Origin of the sequence: Sutcliffiella sp. NC1, assembly GCF_027594365.1 — a bacterium.
Taxonomy (GTDB): domain Bacteria; phylum Bacillota; class Bacilli; order Bacillales; family Bacillaceae_I; genus Sutcliffiella; species Sutcliffiella cohnii.
Genome location: NZ_CP115153.1, coordinates 2,297,405 through 2,319,740, shown reverse-complemented (window position 1 = coordinate 2,319,740; position 22,336 = coordinate 2,297,405). Strand labels below are relative to the sequence as shown.

Here is a 22,336-nt window from a genome sequence, read left to right as displayed (position 1 = left end):
TTTTAATTGGAACACTATGAAATATCGATTCCTCGTAAATACTCTAGCATAACGTGAACCGCTACACGACTCGTCATATCCCGAAAATCGATTGTTGGATCTATTTCTACAATATCTATTCCACACACTTTATCGTGTTGAGCTACCTTATATACAGCTTCTAACAATTCACGAGAAGTCATGCCTCCGGGACCTAATGCTGGACAACCTGGAGCGTATGCTTGGTCGAGTACATCCATGTCAACTGAGATGTAAATATGATCCACTTTGCCTTGTAAATATTCCAGCGATTCTTCTATAACACACAATATCCCTTTTTCTTGAACATCTTTCATCGTAGAAATACGAATACCTTTCTCAAGAGCAAATTGATGATAATATTCGCTATTAGAGTAGTTTCGAATCCCCACTTGTACTAGGTGGGCACCTTGAAGGACTTCATCCGAAAGTAACCTATTGAATGGTGTACCATTAGTTGGCCCACCATCTTCCGTATTTCTTAAGTCATGATGTGCATCAAATTGAATAACACCAATTGTACCGGCCTTTGCGTTACTCATTCCTTTTACTAGCGAATAAGTAATAGAATGATCCCCACCTATAAAAATAGGGTGTAGGGACGGATTTTCCCTAATTAGCTTCTCTATACTTTGTTCAATGCGGCGATAGCTTTCTTTTATATCTGTTGCATGCATGAGCACATCTCCACAATCGGTAAGTTTACTAGATTGCAGGTCTTCTCTAGTCTCTACTGCATATGTTGAATAGTTGTGAAAAAGTTTTCTTACAGTAGCAGGAGTGAAGCATGCCCCAGAATGACTAATAGATGGCTTGGATAAAGGAACACCAATAACGGCTGTTCCTTTTATCTCCTCTATGCCATTCCACTCCTGTAACAGAGAAGCTGCTTTTTTGTAGTAGCGATCTGTAAACAGTGGACTGCCAGCTTTTTGAATAAACGTTTCCTTATCCAACATAGGCCCCACCTTTCGCTACTTCTTCTCCGTTTAAATAAACTGTATTCGTGTGGTTTACCCCGTAATGATAAGGAACATATAAATAGTTTGGCGCATTCCATACAACTACATTTGCTTTACGTCCTACTTTTAATGCGCCTGCACTACTCCCACGATTAATAGCATGTGCAGAATTAATCGTGACAGCATTCCAAATTTCTTCTGGCGTGAGCTTTAACTTTAGCATTGCTAAGTTCATAATTAGTTGAATGTTTTCGGTAGGAGAGCTACCCGGATTAAAATCTGTCGCTAGTGCAACCGCGGTACCGTTATCAATCATTTCCCTTCCGCGAGCGTAACCTTCTTTATTTAAATAAAATGTCGTACCAGGAAGTAAGACAGCTATTACTTCAGAATTACCTAACTCTTTAACAGCTCTATCAGATGCAGCAATTAAATGATCTGCTGAAATTGCTCCAAGTTCGATTGCTAACTCTGTACCTCCTAAAGAGACAATTTCATCTGCATGTATTTTCAATTTGAATCCAGCTTCTTTTGCAGAAGCTAAGTATCGGGCTGACTGCTCTACGTTGAATACAGCTTCCTCACAAAATATATCAACAAATTCTGCTAAATCTTCTTCTTTTAGCTTCTGAAACATTTGTTTCATTAACTGTAAAAACTCCTCTGACTTTCCTTTATATTCGTTTGGAATAGCATGTGCCCCTAGAAATGTTCTCGGGATGTCTATTTCATATTCCTCCGCTAATTGTTTCGCAACTTGTAGCTGCTTTAACTCTGTATCTAGATCTAAACCGTATCCACTCTTTGCCTCTACCGTTGTAATTCCATAACTAATCAGTCTTTCTAGATGAAAACTAGCTTTTTCTAGTAAATTCTCAAAACTAGCTTTGCGTGTTGCTTCTACAGTTGAAAGAATTCCTCCACCTTGCTGTAAGATTTCTAAATATGGTACTCCTTGCTGTTTTAAAGACATTTCGTGTTCCCTTGAACCTCCAAAAACTAAATGTGTATGGGGGTCAACTAGTCCTGGAGATACTAGCTTTCCACTACAATCTATCACTTTTTTACTCTTCAAATTTAGAGCCTCTGCTGTCGTACCAACAAATTGAATGACTCCATCTTTCCATCCAATCGCTCCATTTTCTATTAGGGGAAGCTTACTCATTTCCTCCCCGTGCACTTGATGATCGTGACCGTGATCCATCGTTAACAACTGACTACAATTTATTAATAGAGAATCTAGCATTATACATCCTCCTTCAACATCGGAATATGAACGCCACGTTCTTTAGCAACCTCTACCGCTTTTGAGTACCCTGCATCGACATGTCGTACGACTCCCATTCCTGGGTCAGAAGTTAAAACACGCTCTAATCGTTTCGCTGCATCATCTGTACCATCTGCGACAATAACCATCCCTGCATGAAGAGAATACCCCATACCTACTCCACCACCATGGTGTACAGAAACCCAACTAGCACCATTCACTCCATTAATTAACGCATTTAAAATTGGCCAATCCGCCACTGCATCACTACCATCTAACATTCCTTCTGTTTCCCGATTAGGAGATGCAACGGAGCCACAATCTAAATGATCACGGCCGATTACGATGGGAGCTTTTAACTCTCCGCTTGCAACCATATCATTAATTATTTTGCCAAAACGGGCTCTCTCCCCATAGCCTAACCAGCAAATACGTGAAGGTAAGCCTTGAAATGCTACTTTTTCTCGCGCCATTTTAATCCAATTACATAAATGTGTATTATAAGAAAACTCTCGTAAAATAACTTCGTCCGTTATATATATATCTTCTGGGTCACCTGATAGTGCAACCCAACGGAATGGCCCCTTCCCTTCACAAAATTGTTGGCGAATGTATGCTGGTACGAAGCCAGGGAATTGGAATGCGTCCTGTACACCTTCATCAAAGGCTACTTGGCGAATGTTATTTCCGTAATCAAACGTAATTGCACCTTTATTTTGCATATCAATCATCGCTTGTACATGTATCGCCATGCTTTTCTTCGATTGTTTAACGTATTCTTCCGGATTTTCCAAGCGTAACTTATTTGCTTCTACAAGTGAATAACCAATCGGAACGTAACCATTTAATGGGTCATGGGCGGACGTTTGGTCTGTTAAAATGTCTGGGGTAAATCCTCTCTCCACTAACTGTGGCAAAATTTCTGCTGCATTTCCAACAAGACCGATAGATAAGGGTTCTCTACGATTTTTGTACTCTTCTGCTTTTGCTAACGCCTCATCTAAACTATGAAGCAATACATCACAATATCTAGTATCAATACGACGCTGAATTCTTTCTTCGTCAACGTCAATACCAATTACTACCCCACCATTCATCGTTACTGCTAACGGTTGAGCTCCACCCATTCCTCCAAGTCCAGCTGTTAGTGTAACCGTTCCTTTTAATGTGTTGTTAAAATGTTGTTTCGCAGCTTCTGCAAACGTTTCATATGTTCCTTGTAGAATCCCTTGAGTACCAATATATATCCAGCTACCAGCTGTCATTTGGCCATACATCATTAGCCCCTTTTTATCTAACTCATGAAAATGCTCCCAATTGGCCCATTTTGGAACTAAATTTGAGTTGGCAATCAACACTTTCGGTGCGTCCTTATGACTCTTAAAAATAGCAACTGGCTTACCAGATTGAACTAAAAGCGTTTCATCGTCCTCTAATTCTTTTAAACTAGAAACAATACTCTCAAAGCTTTCCCAGTTTCGAGCTGCCTTTCCAATTCCCCCATACACAACGAGATCACTAGGATTTTCTGCCACTTCTGGATCTAAATTATTCATTAGCATTCTTAAAGCAGCTTCTTGAATCCATCCCTTCGTATTTAACTCCGTACCACGTGGTGCTCTAATTATTTTTTCTCCCATTTTCATAACCCCTTTTCAATTTTTTATCGTTTCTTCACATTCTTCTTTCATCAATTGAGCTAATGCTTCTATATCTTTAGAAAAAATGCGGTCTTCTGTTATAGAAGGTACGATATTCCTCCCATTTTGATACCACTTTTGCATGTTTGGAGATGCGTATTCAACGCCACGATATTCTACAGCTTGTAATGCACAAATATATTCAATTGCTAGTACCCGTCGAACATTTTGGATAATTTGATACGCATGCCTTGCAGCAATCGTTCCCATACTAACATGGTCTTCTTGGTTGGCTGACGACGGAATAGAATCGACACTCGCTGGATGCGCTAACGTTTTATTTTCCGACACTAGTGATGCAGCACAATATTGCATAATCATTGCCCCGGATTGCAAACCAGGCTTTGGACTTAAAAAAGGCGGTAAGTCATTTAATTGTGGGTTGACGAGTCTTTCAATTCGTCTTTCGGAAATGTTCGCTAATTCTGCCACTCCTATTTTCAAAAAATCCATCGCTAGTGCGATTGGTTGCCCGTGGAAATTTCCACCAGATATAATTTTGTCTTCAAATATTAACGGATTATCTGTTGCTGCATTTATTTCTATTTCTAGCTTTTCTTTTACATAATTTAAAACTTGCCAGCTAGCCCCGTGAACTTGTGGAATACAACGCAAGGAATACGCATCCTGGACACGCTTTTCACCTTGCTTTGTTACTAATTGACTGCCCTCTAATAGTTCTAGCATTCTAGCAGCTACTTCTTCCTGCTCACGATATCCTCTTACTCTATGAACATCTGGGTCAAATGCATCGATAATTCCATTTAAACCTTCCATCGTAAGGGAAGCGATTTTCTCTGCCTGCATGGCGATTTTTTCTGCCTCTAAGTACGCGACAACACCGACAGCTGTCATTGCTTGTGTACCATTTATAAGCGCTAATCCTTCTTTCGCTCCAAGAACAATTGGAGTTATTCCAAGTTTACTTAGAACTACTGCTGTTGCTATTCTTTCACCTTCATAATACACTTCACCCTCCCCAAGAAGAGTTAAAGCTAAATGAGAAAGTGGGGCTAAATCTCCACTTGCACCAAGTGACCCTTGTTGAGGAACAACCGGTATTATGTCTTCATTAACATAAAATAACAATCTCTCAATAACTGAAGGGCGTATTCCTGAGTAGCCTTTTAATAGTGCATTTGCTCGTAACACTACCATCGCTTTACTTATAGCAGGATGAAATGGTTCTCCTACACCACAAGCATGAGAATGAATTAAATGACGTTGTAATTCTTCCGTTTGTTCACTTGGAATGAATACATCACTAAACTTACCAAATCCAGTTGTAATACCGTACACTACTTTTCCTTCTTCAGTTATTTGTTCTACTTTTTTTCTACTAGCTGCAACTCTAGAAAGTGCTTCCGTACATGCTTTTACCTTTTCTTTTTTAAATAGTATGTTGTCTAACTGTTTTAACGACAGATGATTACCAGTTAACGTAACCAAAGTTCTCCACCCCTTTATAGCCCTAAAAATAGCAAAAGGAGGCTATACCTTTTAAACTAGTAAAAGGTACAGCCCCCTAATGATCAATATCTATGGGCAACAATATTTACATGTGATTAATTCCTAAACCTATCGTTTCGTGCTCTGATCCTCGAACCGGCGCTCCAATTGTTCCATACAACGCAACGGCAATCCAATCTCCTTCTTCCATTTCCTCATATGGATTACCACGCACAATTGCAAAGCGAAGTCCAACCGTTCGCATTAACGACCCTAACTGTACTTGACCACGTGTTACACCACTTAACGCATCCATTATTGCGTGATATAACGCATGTGTTTCTCTATATCCGTTCGTTCGGATAATACCTTCTCTCTTTGCTGCCGTTTCAATAGCGGAAACGACTTTCTGAGAATCCATTGCCCCTACCTTACCCGTACAATATTTCCAATGTGGTGGTAATGAAATAGATTCTTCCGCTTCTGATTGAAGTACTAATAGAATGGCATGTTTACCAATTCTTTTATCAACAGCAAGTACCATATCATTTCTCCAAACGTTATAAATTTTCTAATAACTAATGACTACCTTCAGTTTAAAGGTAGCTAAGCTCTATTGTCAAGGACTCTCTTAGTCAAATGACTTGGACAAAATATAATATTGAATCCCTTTTGTTGCACGTAATGCCTCTAATTGTTTTTGATCTGCAAGTACTTTATTTTTTGCTTTTTTTGCTTTTTCCGCTTCTAGGGACAGTTTCATCCAATCTTTACGAATGTGCTGAATGGAATGGACAAAGTTCGATTCATTTTTTTCTTCTATCGCTATCGCCGCCAGGAAATAATGTTTAAATTCCTCTTGTGGAATAAACGTTATTTCTTCTTTTAATAACTTCCAATCTTTCATATATAAATAATAATTTGCTCGAAAGACCGCTGTTCGCTCTTTCTTCTTCCATTTCTCTTCTAATTTTTCTAACGCTTTTTTAGCTTCACTCATATCTTTATTAGCTAGTTGTAGGATAAAGTCATAGTAAGGTTCTACTGACTTCTTTTGTAAATATTTTTCTATTTTTTCAACATCTCTTGATAAAAACATATAACGTACATCACGATATGAAAATAATAAGAACGCGATAAACACTAAAAAAACGAACATCCAATAATCTACTTGGACGTTTAAAACTCCTAGTAAAAATCCGATAAGTAATCCACCAAAGATGATAGCTATAAGTCTTTTAACATTCATTTATAAAAAATACCAACTTTCTAATATAGTTATATCGATTTAATCATACCACCATCAACTAAGAAAGAACTCCCCGTCATGTAACTATTCGCATCAGAAGCTAAAAAAGTTACAACTTTTGCAAACTCATCAGGATGTCCATACCGGCCTAAAGGAATGTTTGCTTTCGCTTTTTTCTCGACTTCTTCTATTGAAATACCTTGTCGCTCTGCACTAACACTATCTAAATGCGCTACCCGATCTGTCGCAATTCTCCCTAGTGCAACGGTATTGATTAAAATATTGTGAGGGGCAAGCTCAGTTGCAAGTGATTTTGAAAGTCCGACAATGCCTGTACGGAAAGTGTTAGACAAAATTAATCCTTGAATAGGTTCTTTGATGGACGAAGAAGCAATATTAATAATTTTCCCACCTTGATTCTTTAAGTATGGTAATGCTTCCCGAATTAAGCGAATATAGCTTAATAGATTTAATTCAAATGCATTTTGCCACTGTTCATCATCCATTTGCTCAAACGTTCCAGCGGGTGGTCCCCCTGCGTTATTAATTAATATATCAATCGTACCATTCTGTTCAACTGTGTATTGTACCGCTTTTTTTATGTCTTCTGTTTTTGTAATATCTGTCTTTATGTATGTAACGCTTCCTTTGTTTAAAACCTTTAGTTCATCCATTGTTTCTATTAATTTTTCTTCATTGCGGCTAGCAAGGACTACGTTTACTCCTTCTTTTACAAATGAAGTTGCAATCGCTCTTCCTAATCCTTGACTTGACGCAATAACTAAAGCAGACTTACCTTCTAAATTAAGTTCCATTTCTATCCCACCCTATCATGTATTTAATTTTCCATATTATTATTTTAGCACATGAGATGGAAGAGTTCCTTTAAATAATTTAGGCGATCTATTCATAGACCGCCCTCCTAAAAAATTATGATTGTAAATCAACGTCAATTACGTTTATTTGAATTGCATCTAAACTCCCGTCAAAAATAACTTCATCATTTAAAAAAATTGTTGCCTCATTAACACGTTCTGAAAAATAATGTGGCGAATGAAATATCGTCAAACCAATACCGTGCGAAATTAAAGTCTGTAAATTAGCTCTTTCCGTCTCTGTCATATTCCCCACTTCTCCAGTTATTTTAATTTCTATTGAGTTACCCGAATAGCCGGTATATGATAACGAAAACATACTTAAATCAACGGTAGCTTCAGGTAAGTCCGGTCTATCATGGAGCGAAAGGAAACTTTCAATATATTGCTCCACTGTTTCATAAACATTAGTTTCTTCCTTTAAAAATATTTGCTTTCCAGTGTTAACTGGTGTGTAAACATTATTGCGAACAATTGTAACATGTTCGTGTGAGCCACCGTGACTATCCATAAATGGCTTATCATCTTCGAAAACCGTAAAATATTCTGCTTCCGGTACTATTTGCCTCGCATATACATGAAAAGCATATCCAGCTAACATCATTCCGGTAGAACCTTGAACATTAATTAGATCTTGTTTATTAAAATATAGTGATACATGTTTATTTTCTTCATCATAATGATAGCTTTGTAGTGGGATATCGCTTCGTGCTGGTACGATAAGATAATTTTCTAGTAAATATTCCTTTAGCATTGGATCTGCATGGAAATTTAGATTATCCAATGATTCTAAATTAATAGAAGGAATAGTTACTGGTATAGTGTACATCGCATTGTCGTCTGACATTGCTACTGAAAAATATTGCTTACTTTCATCGTATATCCCTTTATAAACAACGCTGTCTATTTCATTTTCATTTTGGTTTTGTTCTTCTTCTTTACTACTATCTTCCGTACTTTCATCTAGTTCTTCATTTAATTCTTCTTCATTATTTTCCACTTCTTCTTGATCATTGTTATCCTTTTCTTCTAGGTGCTCTTGTTCATCAGAAACTACCGGAGGATTAATTTGTTCGTTATCTTTGTTAAACAAAAATTGGGACCCAATAAAAACAGCTATGAAGAACAAAGTAACGCTCGCTGTCACCATTAAATAATGATATGCTTTACTTTTTTTCTCGATTTTACGTGCCTTTTGAAATAAGTTTTGACGAATTAATTCTTGGCGGTTTTTATTCCAGTTAATATCTTCATTTAGTTGTTGAAAGTCTTGATCATTAAATAAATTTTTCATATTTATAACCCTCCTTTTCCATTTCTTTTTCCAATGCAGTTAATGCTCTGTTTAGTGTCATTTTCACTTTGCTTTCTGACCATTGTAAAATTTCAGCTGTTTCTTTCGTTGAAAGTCCTTTTACTTTTCTAAAAACAATTACTTCTCGATAATTTGACTTTAACTTTTGTAATAACTGAAACAGTTCTACTGAACTTTCACGAATCGTTACAACCTCTTCTGGTAACGGTTTTGGATCTGCAGATTGAAAAAATTCTTTTACTTTTAATAATGGCTTCTTTTTTCGCTGAGCATCAACTGTTACATTATGAGCAATCCGATAGATCCAAGTTTTCGGGCTTGAATTTCTGTGAAACGAATCATAATGAACAAATACTTTTACAAAAGTTTCTTGTGTTAAATCTTCTGCTTGCTGATAATCATGCGTCATCATAAAAATATATTTGAATATGCTTTCGCTATATAGCGTATACCATTCTTCTACTTCTCTTTTTTTAGCATCAAGCAAAACAAATCCCCCTTTCTTTTTTTCGTTACTATTTAGACGGTTTAAATTAATGTTCGGTCACACAAAAAAGATCGACAAGAGAAATGGATTAATTAATTAGTAAAAGAAAAATCGATGTACAATTACATCGATTTAAATAAGTTTTAATTTTATTAGGTTGGATAGTTTTATTATGAAAACGAAGCTCAACGTACTAACTACAAAAGTTATGATGAAAAACATTGGTGAAACTGTATATCCGAAGGCAACTTCTTGTTGTAGTATCGTTACATTTTGATTGTTATATAAATCTGGTTTATGGCTCCAAGTTTGCCATAAGCCGTAACAAACAAAACTAATTACTAGGACGATATGTAGAAGAAGGGAAAGTATAATACTTTTTGCGATCAACTTCATTCTAAAAACTTTCCTTTTTCCAAACCATTGCTTGAAATTGCAAGTCCGGATTATTTATTTGTTCAGATGTTAATGTTCGAAACGAAACGAGCTCAAAATAGTTACCACCTAATTGTTTGACCTTTTCTTCGGAGAAAAAGGAAAAAAATCGTTTCGGTTCATATGAATCGTGTTCCCATATCCCTTCAAAATCATGTCCACCGTATACACCCCAAAAAAAGTGACCCCCAGGCTTTAGTACTCTTTTAATCTCTTTCAGAACGTTTACTAATTCCTCTTTTGGAACATGTAGTAGACAATTCATCGCCCAAATCGCACTAAATGAATGGTCAGAAAACCGCAAATCATCAAATGACATTTCATATGCATCTAACCCTTTATTACTACAAATTTTAACCATTTCAGGTGATAAATCAATGCAAGTTACCTCATGTCCTCTCCCTTTAAAAAATAGCCCATCTTTTCCAGTCCCAGCACCGATTTCTAACAATTTGTCACTATTGTTTAGAAAAGAAAGAAAAATATCTCTTTCTTGAACTTTCCATTCATCCATTTTACTCACTTCTCGCTCCACCGCTTTTTCATTGTACGCTTTTGACAGTTTTTCTTTTATTTGTTGATAAGACATATCAATTCACCACTTCTCCCTTGTACAACGGAATTCTTATTTGTTCGGTTGGTTGAATGGATTTTCTTACATCTGTCGCTTTTAAAATAAACGTTTCTGGTAGTTCCTTTGAAAAGTCTGGATAGAGTTCAAGTTCCTGAACAATTTCCGTGCCCTCATCTCCCTCCATATGATAGCCATACCCACCAACATGAAAATTATCTAAGTAATTATCCTCTTCATCAACAGCATTCCAATGGAAAAAGTATTCTGTCTTTAAAGGTTTGCTTCCTTTTAACAATATTTTAGGGTATACAAAATCCACATGTTGACTATTATCCATTATTACTTCCACTGTATTAATCTCTATATCATCATATTTAAAATTAACATCGTAAATCCCTTCTTCTAGCTTTATAGGTATGTCAATTTGGGCAGGTTCCATTTTGTTAATTGAAATAAATTCAAAATATATAGGTTCTTTCGGATCTAGGTTTCCTATTTTTTCGAAACTCTCTCTATCTCTTAATATATTCATAAAATCAAATTCAAATATAAATCCATCTTCGGTAAATTGCGGCTCAAAATAATTGCTATAATACCCTACTAGTGGATCACCATTTTCCGTTACTACTTCAAATTCGAGATGAGGCATTAAATAGTACATATCTGCTTCGATTCCAGCTATTTCTCTAAATTGCTCTGTTTTCCTTTTTCTTTCTTCTTCCGATAGCGCCACGAACATTGTTAGTTTACTTTCGATATCCGTTCTTTCAAACTTTTTAATTTCGAATTGGCCAACATCATCCAACGTAATTGTTTCATTTATTTCAACAGTTTCAACGTTTATATTTGCTTTTGCATAATTAACAGGAATTTGTATGTCCCACGAACCAGGATATCCTGCAATTCTACGAATATTTAATAATATTTCGAATTCATCTGGTATTTCGCCTAATTGATTTAAAGAAAAATAAAGTGTATCTTCATTTTCTGCTGTTGTACTATGAAACATCGGCATAACCATATCGACAAATTGAACTCGGTCCCCTGTTTTTATTTGAACGATTCTGTTATCCCAAATGTCAATAATAGAATCATAACCGTACGTTCCAAACGATTTTTCCGATTCTACTTTGTAATGTAAGGCAATATTGCTAGGGCTTATATCTATCCCCGTTATTTCTAACGTTATTTCTTTATCCGTAAACGTATACGTCCCTTCATCCCAAACATTGTACATTTCTCCATGTTTAATATAGTTTGATACGGCCGTATATACAGGGGAAAGCTTCGGAACGACGAACATTCCTAGTAAGACGACAGCTAACAAAATAGTGGATGTCACAATTTGATATTTCCAAGATCTTCTTTTTTTATTGTTTTTTGTATAAGCACTAAGCCCTTCTACCACTTCGTCCGCGAAGGAATCAGGAAGGAAAGGTTGATTCAGAAATTCAATTAGTTGTTTATCTTCCTTTTCGAATGTAGTTAATATTTCACGGCAAGCTGGACAAAACTCTAAATGATCTTTGATGATTGTATTTTCTTCGTCAGAAAGATCCTGTTTATAGAACATAAAAAGCTTATCTACTTTTATACAATCCTCAGCTTGACTTTTTGCTGTAATCGTTCCACGTAGCTTTTCTTTAGCTTCGGTTAAATATCTTTCTACCTCACTAATCGAAAAATGTAAAACTGTTGCTATATTGCTCTCATCCATTGCTAAAACGAAATGTAGTAGCAACACTTTTTGTTCTGGAAAAGTTAACGAATGAAACGGAATATGTTCTGTCCTATTTCCTTTATAAGTAATGCGATTAAATAAATGTGGAATCGTTATTTTGAAAAACCAAGATGTAAACGTTTCTTCTTCATTATACGTCGGAAGCTGTTCATACACATATTGAAAACTTCCTTCAACTAATATTCTCGCTTCCTCTTTATCATTGACCATTCGATATGCTATTGCATATAGACGATCTTGGTAAAGCTCCACATAATATGTAAATTTTTCTTTATTTCCATTTAAAATTTCATTTATATTAAGTAAATCCTCCTGCATATAGGCCACCCTTATTAATCGGAATTTTTTTACTGTTTAAAAATATTGTATCATTTTTCACTATTTTTTGGGAGAAATTTGTTAGAAAAACTCGATGTTCGCGAGTCGTTGCAACGAAGCGAGCTGCGTTAGTTTTTCTTATGCGACTATACAAGCAAACATTTTTATATAATGGCATCTAACATTCTATGAGTATAAAAATTTACTTTCCTATAATCAAAAAAAAGCAAGCTTCTTAAAATAAGAATACTTGCCGTTACATTCATTTTATTGTCGATAAAAGTAAAGCAATTTTAAATAAATATCACGTTTTACTTCATCTATATTTTCTCCCCCGCGTTTACGGGATTTCTTTTTAATACCGAATAGAATGGATAGCATAATTTTCACCTTCCATGAACTTTATTTTCTTCTTATCATTAGTATAGAATCTTTCCATCTTTACTAAAACGAACGGAAGAATGGTTTTCTTTCATCCAATACACTACATTTATTTCCTACTTCACGATGAAAGATACTCCGCCTTTTGGCTGAAACTATATTAAGTTCAACTAACAAGTTAGGGAAGTGACAGATAACTTCCCTCATTGACTTATGAAAATTTGATTTAGTAGGAAGGAGGAGACTGAATGGGAGCAACAGAGAGAGATGGTTATGTATTCGAAACAGAGTACAGCGTTGTCCAACAAAAAGGAGCTGTTCATGTATATAAAAAAGGACAATTTATTAGCGAGCTTCCCTTTCAATTTGAAGGGAATCAGCCAAGTTCAGAACAAATTGAAAATGTAATTGATGCATATTTAGAAAAAATGTAACCTAAAAATTCTTAGGATAACCAACAAAAAAAGTCCTAAAAGTCAGTTTGTACTAACTTTTAGGACTGCCCTTTTTTATTACTGAATGACACGTACTGCTTTCACTGCGCGTGGTTTCCAGTAGTTACTGTAGTTAGAAAATGCTACACCAGTAGAGGTAGCTGCATGTAATAACGTGTTAGAATCTACTACGATTGATACGTGGTTAATGACACCATTTCCAGTCGTATCAAAGAATACTAAGTCCCCTTTTCTTATTTGAGAAAGTGGAATTTCAGTACCAGCGTTTGCTTGTTGACCAGAAGTACGTGGTAATGTAATTCCATTTTCACTAAATACTCTTACTGTAAAGGACGAACAATCAAATGCATCCGTTCTAGTAGTTGCCGCTCCGAATAAATACGTTGCCCCGACATATTTTCTTCCGCTATTGATAATGACATCCGCTTTTTCTTGCCAAGTTGATACTGGTGTAGAGACTGCAGTTGCTTGCTGTGTTCCAGATGGCAGTTGTATAACTTGTCCAACAAACACTCGGTTCGGATCAGTTATTTTAGGATTTGCCGCTAATAAAGATTGATACGTAACACCGTGATTTTTAGCGACTACAGTTAAGGAATCACCACTTTTAATTGTGTACGTAGTGCCAGTAGGACGAGCCGTGTTAGTAGGTGTAGCTGTATTATTTGCCGGTACTTGTATTACTTGTCCAACAAAAATACGATGTTCACTTTGTATAGAAGGGTTTAAATTTAATAAACTGGAGACCGACGTATTATGATCACGTGCAATAACAGATAGAGAGTCACCTGACTTTATCGTATATTGCTTTGTAGAATTATTAGTTGATGTAGAGTTTGTTGTTGTAGAAGTTTTTATCGTTTGACCTGGAAAAATTGTGTCAGTATTTAATTGGTTCCAATTTCGCAACTGATTAATTGTAACAGAATGATCGTTTGCTATTTTCCAAAGAGAATCACCAGATTTAACAGTGTAGTCAGAAGCAAAAGCTTGATTTGAAAAAAGGAAAGTTGCTGCTAACGTACCTACGATTATCGTTTTTTTCATGTTGTGCATTCTCCTAACATAGAAAGTTTTTTTCGTTCACTTAACTCCAACAACTATGTTAGCATGAAAGATTAAAAAAATACTGTACTAATAATTGGTAATAACGTTGAAACCGCGTCCTATAAACGTCCAAGAGAATAAATTAATAATAGTTAGAAAAATAATGCGATTGTTATAATTTTAAAGGAATTGTTTGCATTTCAACTCAAAAAGGCTAGCAATCATTGCTACCCTTTTTAAGTATAAAGATTGACTATTTAACTTATAAACCCGCATTTCTTTGCAGTCTTTTTGCTATTTCTAAGAAATCTTCTCTTGAAATTCCTGGCGCAAATTCTTCCGGTAGGTCTTCAAAATCAGGGACCGGAGCTCCTTGAGGTGCTCCTTGTATAACTTCTAGTGGTCCTCCATCTTCAGGGTGACGTCCTTTCCAAATCATCGAAATGTCTTTAAAGTCATTATCACTAAATGTATATAACTTCCGATGAACTCCTTGAGCTTCAAACTTTCGAGTTGTTTCAAACGCTTTGTTTTCTAAATTCGGTATTGGAACCATTTTCGTCATATCTACACCTGTAGCTATTTCTAATGCCTTTGCATAAGCAACTACGTGCACCCCACCACGGACTAATAAGTAGCCGATCATTTCCCTTGCTACTGGATTACTCGTCATTTCATACACTCTCATTTTATGTGTGCGAGCACCACATTCTAAGAAGAAATTATGAAGTAAATCTAAAATTAAATTACCACTATTAAATACGTTATCACCCGTCCAAGGTCTTCCCATCGAATCTCCCGCTAATGCTGTTTGTGCATTAACTATATAATGATAAGAATTTCGGAAATCTTTCGTATTTCCTAAAGGTGTAGCATCGGGCGGAGCTGGTCTTGTTGTTCCTTCCATCATTAAGTTGATAGTATTTATTACTAACTCCACATGACCTAACTCTTCCGCTGTAATACTAGCTACTAAATCGTAAAACGGTTTTAGTTTACGCTTATTACGAAAATTATTTGATTGGTACATATAATTATTTAATGTAGACATCTCACCGAATTTTCCACCTAGCAACTCTTGAACGGCAGCTGCACCGTTTGGATCTGGCTTCTTCGGTCTTGGTAATTCGATAAGTAGTCGGTTATATCTTTTATACAAAACGGCATTCCTCCTCCAATAATAATAATAATAATAATAATAATAATAATGATGTACACTATTACTTTTGTATGTTGAGGGAAGAATGTCCTATTCCTTTTTCTTATTTGTGTAGGCACTCGCCTATACAACTTAGGTGAATTCATCATAATGTATCGTATAAATAAATTAAAGTTCCAGTATGAGTACTTTCTTGGGACAGTAATGAAAGGAGATGCTTTGCATGAGCAAAGGTGTACCTACAGCTTCAGTAGGATGCTTCACTGGAGGTTTCACACTTTATATTATTTTGTTTATTTTACTTGTAATTATCGGGGCTGCTTTTTTAGGCTATTGATAAATATCATTTGGACAGAGAAAGCTAAATTCACTTTAGCTTTCTTTTTTCTTTTTATTTAAAATTTCCACCCCAAAACTTTCTTCTCGATAAAACATATTTTTTTTAGTTTAGGTCAATATATTAGTACATAAACTGTTAAGCCAAGTCGGAGGAATCTAAAATGATTCAAAAAACTATAAATTTACACTCACCAATTTTGTATGAATTCATTAATATAGGTTGTACCGATGAATAAGTCTTTAGAACGATTATTATGGAGCATTGCACTTCCCGGCTTTGGACAACTACTTAATCGAAAATATGTTAAAGGTATTACATTTATTATTTTGGAATTTATCATTAACGTATTTTCAAATTTTAATACTGCTATTATGTTAAGTTTTAACGGAGAAATAAAAAGTGCCTACACATCCATTGATTATTTGTGGCTCATGTTCTATCCTTGTTTATACTTTTTTGCGATGTGGGACGCCTTTAAAGATGCAGGTGGAGGTAAGAGTCGGTATGCTTTTATACCATTTGTCAGTTGCGCATATTTTGTAACTGTTGGACTAATGATATCTGGAAAAGCAAAGCTATATGGTCATTTAATAGGGCCAATTTTTATGCCTATGCTATTTGTTATTCCAGGTGTAGTAGCAGGACTTATAGTTCGGGAAGTGCTCCTATATTTAGAGAAAAGCAACAAAATTCCAACGTAAGTAGGAGAGATATAAATGCCTCATATAAGAACAAGAGACGGAGTACAAATTTATGCAGAAAAACTAGGGTCAGGAAATACTACGATAATTTTTATTCACCCACCTGGGATGGGGCATGTCACTTTTAAACAACAAAAGCCACTTTCAAGCCGTTATTCCATATTATTAATGGATTTAAGAGGGAATGGAAAAAGTAGTGTTGGAACTCAGCAAATAACTTTTTCGTTACTCGCCCAAGACATTTATGATGTTATGAAGCATTTTGATATTAAATCAGCCATTCTTTGTGGGTATTCAAACGGTGCATCGATTGCATTAGAATTCGCTTTGCGTTATCCATCTTCCACAAAAGGACTTGTCCTAGTTGGGGCATTCCCAAAAGTTAATTCCTTACTTCTTTACGCAGAGTTTATGTTAGGTATACTAGTAACAAAGTTAAATGCAATGCCTTTAATTTCTTTTGTTATCGGCAGAGCACACGCACATAGTAAAGGATATGGAAAGCAGCTCGAATCTTACATTCGAAAGACGAAGGCTAAAACGTTACATAAGATGTATAACGAAGGCGTTAAATTTGATCGTACTGAACGTTTACAAGAAATAAAAGCTCCTATACTTCTTGTATATGGGAAAAAAGATTTTTATGTTCATCATTACCAAAAAGAATTTCGACATTTCCACCGTAATACAGATGTTGTATATATATCTAAAGCAAAGCATCAAGTACCAACGAAATTTGCAAAGGAGTTTAATTCTGTAGTTTCGAGTTTTATAAGAAGAAAATGTGAAGTTTAACTTTAAAAGCTGTCTCCTACTATGCATTTGTAATGGAGACAGTTATTTTTTATATTACTTTGTCTTTTTTTACTTTCGTTAAGCAATTTTGTGCAATTTTCATTTTACTTAGCGTACATTTTAATGTTGATTCAGTGTTGAGTTCCCTACCTAGTTCAATATTTGTCAAATCTCTTATTGTTCTCGCCATATTTTCAAGCGCGTTCCTCATCAATTCTTCGTCTGTATTATGTTTATTCATTATAATTACCTTAACCATCTCATCCGCATATTCGTGTATTCTCTCATACACTTCAAAATTATTTTGCATAGTAAGGTCTCCTCTCCCAACTTAAACCATTCTTTATTGATATGTATGTGATATAGTCTTTTTCTATCCTAATTAGTTTTTATTTTCTATAGTAAAAGCACCATAGTCCTTAAACTACGGCGCTTTGTAAACTAATATTTTTTCCATTTTCGCATAATCGACCGAATTTCGGTTGCTAATTGTTTACAACGTGCTACTTCCTCTTCCGTTAATTCCATTTCACCGTATCTTACTTTTTCATAAATAGAAAAAAAATGTTCTGATACAACCGATTCACGTACTAACCATTCTTCTAACGTTTCATTAGGGTAGCGTGCTCGATTTTTCTTATGTGCTAATTTTTCAAGCTCAAACACAAGCTTTCTCACTTCATTTTCGGGTGGTTTTTGCCACCAGCCTCTTCTACCACTTGACTGAATCTTTTTAAGTACACCGTTGTATGTTGCAGCGACTTCTATTGAAGACTTCATTACTTTCACCTTTCGAAGTAAGAAAAAGGCAATGATGAATAATAAAACGATGAGAATGACCATCACCAAAATGTTATCCCATATAGGAGCCACATCTACAATTTGTTCGATCTCTTTCTCTTCCGCACCGCCTTCTCCCTCCATGATTGATTCCGCCTCTTCACCGCGCAAAACAAGATTGAATTCAAGGAGACTTGCTAAGTAGAAAAAAGGCTTTGATAAAATACCGAATACGAAGCCGATAACTCCTCCAAACGCTTTTAAACCGATAGAGATGATCCATTTACCAATTGTTGAAAGAAAAACAGTTAGGCCTAAAATAACACTAATAAAGGAAAGTGAACTTACAACGACTTTTTTGTTTAATGTTCGGTCTCGCCACGTACGAATCACACTTTCTCCAGATTGAGCTAAAAGAAACAACAATAACTGTATTCCGAATAAGTAAATAAAATACTCAGCATATACGTACCTAGAAACATAGATATAAACGTAAATTGGAAGCATCCAAAAGAAACATAATAGAAAAATTGTTCGTGCTGTTAATGGACGGTCTTGAACAAATAAAACAAACCCTCTCCAACTTAAAAAACCACCTATAACAAAAGATAAAACATACCCATAGCCAAGGAAAAAGGAAATCATTGCTATAAGCGGAGCAATAAATACAATTAACACAAGTGTTTGTACTTGAAGATTAGCTGATATAACGCTATATATGATAATCGTAACTAAAGTAGGAACGATTAACCCCACTATCGGTGGTAGCATTGAAGTATGCATGTAGGACAATACAATGAAAAAATATAATAAACTGACTTCTATGCATAAGTGAACACTATTTCTCCAAATTTTAGCCATATCGTACCCTCCTACTACGTGAGGAGCCAACTTTCTTTAACGTTAATACAGCATCTTCCCTACTAACATCCAGAACATAACATTGAGAAGATTTTCGAATTGAATACTTTTCTGTTTCTTCTTCATCCATACATAAAATAACGTATGGCGAAACGTAATTACTTACAATTCTAGTAAATGATAACGAATTTATTACTACACTGTTTTTATCAACTCTTGCCAAAAACTCCAATGCTGTTTGGAGCTGTCTTTTCCCTTCCCCGAATGGGAGAACGTAGTAGGATGGGTTACCGAACTTTTTAACATTTACTAAAAGCCCAAAAGAAATATTGTACTTCGTTGCATACTGAAGCAAATACGATATCCCTTTAATCCGATCTTCTAGATTACTAGAACGAATATCAAGTACAAATAACCATGTAAACTGAGAAGCACGTTCATGTACTTTCGTTTGGAGGGATGATAGTCTTGCCGTTGCTTTCCAATGGATTTTGTTAAACGAATCTCCACTTTCATAATTACGAGTTCCGATAATAGTATTTTTATCTTCATAAAATGAGCTACGAGTTGGATACGTTCCTTCGTTTTTAGGAACCATACGCTCTACACCAGAAACCACCTTTTTCTCCGGATAAACAATCACTTCGTATTTTCTGTTGTTTAGTAAATTAAGTATCACTTTACCAAATCCGATAAAGTGGTCGACTTCTATTTGTACTTTATGAATTTTTGCTACCCCTCTTTTTATAGATTGAAATGGTACTTCTAAAATTAGCTCATTTCTTCCATAAACGTGAAAAGGAATATCTAATTCATTACTGTAGCGTAGCTCTACCGAATCTTTAAAGTTAATATTTTTATCGGTTGTAATTGTCAGTTTTCCAAAGAAAATTGGTAAAAGAGATGGTTGTCTTATTCGTACTTTAATAACACCTTCTTCGCCTGTAAAAGTTTTCACTCTCTCTTCAGGGAAATCAACTTCTAGCCGTTTACCTACCCAATTTAAATACATATAATTCGCTATGAAAAAAAAGAAATATCCACTTCCGATAACTAGTAAAATAGTACTATTGATAAAAAAACTAATAAAAATTAACACCCAAGATATTGACGCTAGATAATAATAATCTTTATAAATATCTGTATGTTGACTCCATTTATTCATTATTTCACAGCCGCCTCAACTGGAACAGGAATCATTTTTAATACATCATTAATTACTTGGGTATTCGTTTTCTTTAAAGAACCTTCCATGGAGAGTACAATTCTATGGCTTAATACGTAAGGTGCCATTTTTTTAATATCTTCTGGTGTAACGAAGCTTCTTTGCTGAATAAATGCTCTTCCTTGGGCAGCTCTCATTAATGCTAGGGCTCCACGCGGGCTGACACCTAGCTCAATTTCATCGTGATTTCTAGTTTGATGGATAATATGTAACAAATACAATTCTACCTCTGATGATAGTCTCACTTTTTTCACGTCTTGCTGCAACTGCTCGATCTTATCTTTCGTAAATAACACTTTTAATTCTTTTAATGGTTCTCCTTCACGATATGTTTGTAGTATTTGTTGCTCTTCTTCGATAGTTGGATAACCGAGATCAAGTTGTATAAAAAAGCGGTCCATTTGTGCTTCAGGTAAAGGGAACGTCCCTTGTTGTGATTCTATCGGATTTTGTGTTGCCATTACCATAAATGGTGATGGAAGTGAGATGGTTTCTCCGTCAATTGTTACTTGTCGCTCTTCCATTACTTCTAGTAAACTTGATTGCGTTCTAGGTGTTGCACGGTTGACCTCATCTGCTAGCAATATGTTTGTCATAACTGGCCCTGGTCTTAGTTGGAATTCGTGTTTTTGCGGATTAAAAAATTGAATTCCTGTAACATCGCTTGGTAATACATCTGGTGTGAACTGTATTCTTTTAAACTCTGCATCTACCATTTTGGCAAAGCTTTTTGCTAACATTGTTTTTCCTGTACCAGGAACACTTTCGAGTAGTACATGGCCTTTATTAATAAGTGAGATAAATAATAATTCCACTACTTCGTCTTTTCCAATGATTACTTTACCTAATTCTCTTTGTAAGTCTTTTACTAGTTCCATTATGCATCCCTCTTTCAATTTTTACTTTTAATATTTTTCCCATTTTTTGATAGTCGTTTTAATTTCTGTCGCTAATTCCTTACACAGGATTAATTCTTCCTCTGTTAATTCCATTTCTCCGTATCGCACTTTTTCATATAAGAAAAAGAATTGATCTGAAACAATGGATTCCCTTACTAACCACTCTTCTAATGTTTCATTTCGATTTCGTCCGCGGCCTTTTTTATAGGCTAGCTTTTCTAAATCAAATACTAGTTTACGAACTTCATCTTTTGGAGGTTTCTGCCACCATTCATTTTTCCTTCTCCATTTGTTAGTTTTCGTATTATAGGAAACATCATCCTCAACATCTAATCGTTTTACTTTCACTTTTCTTAAGTAAATTAAAGCAACGATAAATATTATTAAAAATATAATTGCCATTACAATTACATTGTCCCAAAATGCTTCAGGGTCTCGGAATTCTTGCATCCATTTTTCAACATCACTTTCTTCATCCTCACTAGATTGTTCTCCTAATTCTACGGCTGCATACTCCCAATCTATTAAGCTTAGTAGATAAAGAAAAGGTTGAGCTAATACCCCGAACAAAAATCCTATTAACCATCCAAATGACTTCAACCCTTCAGAAATAATGACTCTTCCGAATGTCGAAAGGAATATTATTGCGATCGTAATTGTCCCAACAAAATAGGACGCACCTTTCAATATATTACCTTTCAACGTATAATCAACTTTTGCTCGCTGAAAGCTATCCGCTAAACGTGAAAGCAAGAAAAACAGTAATTGGAATCCTAATAAATATAGTAAGTAGTCAGCATATTTATATTTATCTAATACAGCAAAGAAATAAACGAACATTATCCAAAATATCGTAAGAAGAAAAATAGTCCTCGGTAATAATTGTCTTCCGTGTATAAAAACAACAAATGCTCGCCAGCTTATCGTACTCCCTATTACAACCGATAAGATGAAACTATAACCGAAGGCAAATGATATTATTGATAAAATTGGTGCAAAGAATACGATTAATACAAACGTTTGAACCTTCATCGTTTTTTCTAAAAAACTATAAATAAAAATAGCTAATAAAACCGGCAAGAGTATACCTTCAATAGGAGGAAAATAAGGAATGTGAATATAAGAAATTAATACAAAAGTGAATAAGAGATTCACTTCCATTAATAAATAAAAACTTTTTTTAATAATACTAGCCATTTCACACCCCTTTATAATTCGGAATATTCATTATTTACATAAAATATAATATAAAACTTTTCCAAAAAAGTCCATATTATTAGTAATTTTTTCACACTTTTTACTA

At 35.2% G+C, this 22,336-nt stretch carries 23 protein-coding genes; 4 read left to right on the top strand and 19 right to left on the bottom strand.

Features of this window, described 5'->3' with window-relative positions:
- Nucleotides 1-14 precede the first annotated feature (14 nt).
- From hutG to O1A01_RS12050, 12 genes are all read right to left on the bottom strand, one after another.
- Nucleotides 15-977 carry a formimidoylglutamase gene (hutG, locus tag O1A01_RS12105; protein WP_425319488.1) on the bottom strand — a complete coding sequence of 321 codons (963 nt, stop codon included), beginning with the start codon at nucleotides 975-977 and terminating at the stop codon, nucleotides 15-17.
- A complete protein-coding gene (gene hutI / locus O1A01_RS12100; protein WP_066412682.1) occupies nucleotides 967-2,226 on the bottom strand; it encodes an imidazolonepropionase in 1,260 nt (419 codons plus the stop codon). The genes hutG and hutI overlap by 11 nt, the downstream gene beginning before the upstream one ends.
- Nucleotides 2,226-3,893, bottom strand: a complete 1,668-nt coding sequence (gene hutU, locus O1A01_RS12095) for a urocanate hydratase (RefSeq protein WP_270066330.1) — start codon at nucleotides 3,891-3,893, stop codon at nucleotides 2,226-2,228. Before hutU ends, hutI begins: the two co-directional genes overlap by 1 nt.
- A 9-nt stretch (nucleotides 3,894-3,902) precedes the next feature.
- Complete coding sequence (gene hutH, locus O1A01_RS12090; protein ID WP_066412678.1) at nucleotides 3,903-5,396, bottom strand: histidine ammonia-lyase; 1,494 nt, start codon at nucleotides 5,394-5,396, stop codon at nucleotides 3,903-3,905.
- A gap of 106 nt (nucleotides 5,397-5,502) precedes the next feature.
- The gene (hutP, locus tag O1A01_RS12085) at nucleotides 5,503-5,940 is read right to left on the bottom strand and encodes a histidine utilization transcription antiterminator HutP (protein WP_066412675.1); all 438 of its coding nucleotides are present in this window, start codon (nucleotides 5,938-5,940) and stop codon (nucleotides 5,503-5,505) included.
- Between the two features lie 87 nt (nucleotides 5,941-6,027).
- The gene (locus tag O1A01_RS12080) at nucleotides 6,028-6,645 is read right to left on the bottom strand and encodes a hypothetical protein (RefSeq protein ID WP_066412674.1); all 618 of its coding nucleotides are present in this window, start codon (nucleotides 6,643-6,645) and stop codon (nucleotides 6,028-6,030) included.
- Nucleotides 6,646-6,674: 29 nt separating this feature from the next.
- Complete coding sequence (locus O1A01_RS12075; RefSeq protein WP_066412672.1) at nucleotides 6,675-7,460, bottom strand: SDR family oxidoreductase; 786 nt, start codon at nucleotides 7,458-7,460, stop codon at nucleotides 6,675-6,677.
- Nucleotides 7,461-7,575: 115 nt separating this feature from the next.
- The gene (locus tag O1A01_RS12070) at nucleotides 7,576-8,814 is read right to left on the bottom strand and encodes a hypothetical protein (RefSeq protein ID WP_066412670.1); all 1,239 of its coding nucleotides are present in this window, start codon (nucleotides 8,812-8,814) and stop codon (nucleotides 7,576-7,578) included.
- A complete protein-coding gene (locus tag O1A01_RS12065; RefSeq protein WP_066412669.1) occupies nucleotides 8,798-9,322 on the bottom strand; it encodes an RNA polymerase sigma factor in 525 nt (174 codons plus the stop codon). Before O1A01_RS12065 ends, O1A01_RS12070 begins: the two co-directional genes overlap by 17 nt.
- A gap of 132 nt (nucleotides 9,323-9,454) precedes the next feature.
- Entirely contained in the window at nucleotides 9,455-9,718 is a 264-nt protein-coding gene (locus O1A01_RS12060) for a hypothetical protein (protein ID WP_066412667.1), read from the bottom strand.
- A gap of 1 nt (nucleotide 9,719) precedes the next feature.
- A complete protein-coding gene (locus O1A01_RS12055) occupies nucleotides 9,720-10,346 on the bottom strand; it encodes a class I SAM-dependent methyltransferase (protein ID WP_066412666.1) in 627 nt (208 codons plus the stop codon).
- A 1-nt stretch (nucleotide 10,347) separates the two neighbouring features.
- Complete coding sequence (locus O1A01_RS12050; protein WP_066412665.1) at nucleotides 10,348-12,390, bottom strand: hypothetical protein; 2,043 nt, start codon at nucleotides 12,388-12,390, stop codon at nucleotides 10,348-10,350.
- A gap of 629 nt (nucleotides 12,391-13,019) precedes the next feature.
- On the opposite strand from O1A01_RS12050, the gene O1A01_RS12045 reads away from it, so the two are divergent.
- Nucleotides 13,020-13,205 carry a DUF5370 family protein gene (locus O1A01_RS12045; RefSeq protein ID WP_066412660.1) on the top strand — a complete coding sequence of 62 codons (186 nt, stop codon included), beginning with the start codon at nucleotides 13,020-13,022 and terminating at the stop codon, nucleotides 13,203-13,205.
- 78 nt (nucleotides 13,206-13,283) lie between these two features.
- On the opposite strand, the gene O1A01_RS12040 is transcribed toward O1A01_RS12045, so the two are convergent.
- Both O1A01_RS12040 and O1A01_RS12035 read right to left on the bottom strand, forming a co-directional pair.
- Nucleotides 13,284-14,273, bottom strand: a complete 990-nt coding sequence (locus O1A01_RS12040; RefSeq protein WP_066412656.1) for a C40 family peptidase — start codon at nucleotides 14,271-14,273, stop codon at nucleotides 13,284-13,286.
- 262 nt (nucleotides 14,274-14,535) lie between these two features.
- On the bottom strand, nucleotides 14,536-15,432 hold the full coding sequence (locus tag O1A01_RS12035; protein WP_066412653.1) for a manganese catalase family protein: 897 nt from the start codon (nucleotides 15,430-15,432) through the stop codon (nucleotides 14,536-14,538).
- Nucleotides 15,433-15,655: 223 nt separating this feature from the next.
- Here O1A01_RS12035 and O1A01_RS12030 point away from each other — a divergent pair, with 223 nt between their 5' ends.
- From O1A01_RS12030 to O1A01_RS12020, 3 genes are all read left to right on the top strand, one after another.
- Nucleotides 15,656-15,769 (top strand): YjcZ family sporulation protein, encoded by a 114-nt coding sequence (locus tag O1A01_RS12030; RefSeq protein WP_157076595.1) that lies wholly within the window; start codon nucleotides 15,656-15,658, stop codon nucleotides 15,767-15,769.
- Nucleotides 15,770-15,999: 230 nt separating this feature from the next.
- Complete coding sequence (locus O1A01_RS12025; RefSeq protein ID WP_066412650.1) at nucleotides 16,000-16,473, top strand: hypothetical protein; 474 nt, start codon at nucleotides 16,000-16,002, stop codon at nucleotides 16,471-16,473.
- Nucleotides 16,474-16,488: 15 nt separating this feature from the next.
- Entirely contained in the window at nucleotides 16,489-17,268 is a 780-nt protein-coding gene (locus O1A01_RS12020) for an alpha/beta fold hydrolase (RefSeq protein WP_066412648.1), read from the top strand.
- A 49-nt stretch (nucleotides 17,269-17,317) separates the two neighbouring features.
- Here O1A01_RS12020 and O1A01_RS12015 read toward each other — a convergent pair whose 3' ends face one another.
- From O1A01_RS12015 to O1A01_RS11995, 5 genes are all read right to left on the bottom strand, one after another.
- Nucleotides 17,318-17,578: a hypothetical protein gene (locus tag O1A01_RS12015; protein ID WP_066412647.1), complete on the bottom strand. Its 261-nt coding sequence runs from the start codon at nucleotides 17,576-17,578 to the stop codon at nucleotides 17,318-17,320.
- Between the two features lie 131 nt (nucleotides 17,579-17,709).
- A complete protein-coding gene (locus O1A01_RS12010) occupies nucleotides 17,710-18,909 on the bottom strand; it encodes a DUF4129 domain-containing protein (protein ID WP_066412642.1) in 1,200 nt (399 codons plus the stop codon).
- Nucleotides 18,902-20,074 carry a DUF58 domain-containing protein gene (locus O1A01_RS12005; RefSeq protein ID WP_066412640.1) on the bottom strand — a complete coding sequence of 391 codons (1,173 nt, stop codon included), beginning with the start codon at nucleotides 20,072-20,074 and terminating at the stop codon, nucleotides 18,902-18,904. The genes O1A01_RS12010 and O1A01_RS12005 overlap by 8 nt, the downstream gene beginning before the upstream one ends.
- On the bottom strand, nucleotides 20,074-21,012 hold the full coding sequence (locus O1A01_RS12000; protein ID WP_066412638.1) for an AAA family ATPase: 939 nt from the start codon (nucleotides 21,010-21,012) through the stop codon (nucleotides 20,074-20,076). Before O1A01_RS12000 ends, O1A01_RS12005 begins: the two co-directional genes overlap by 1 nt.
- A 27-nt stretch (nucleotides 21,013-21,039) precedes the next feature.
- Complete coding sequence (locus tag O1A01_RS11995) at nucleotides 21,040-22,230, bottom strand: hypothetical protein (protein ID WP_066412636.1); 1,191 nt, start codon at nucleotides 22,228-22,230, stop codon at nucleotides 21,040-21,042.
- Nucleotides 22,231-22,336: the final 106 nt, after the last annotated feature.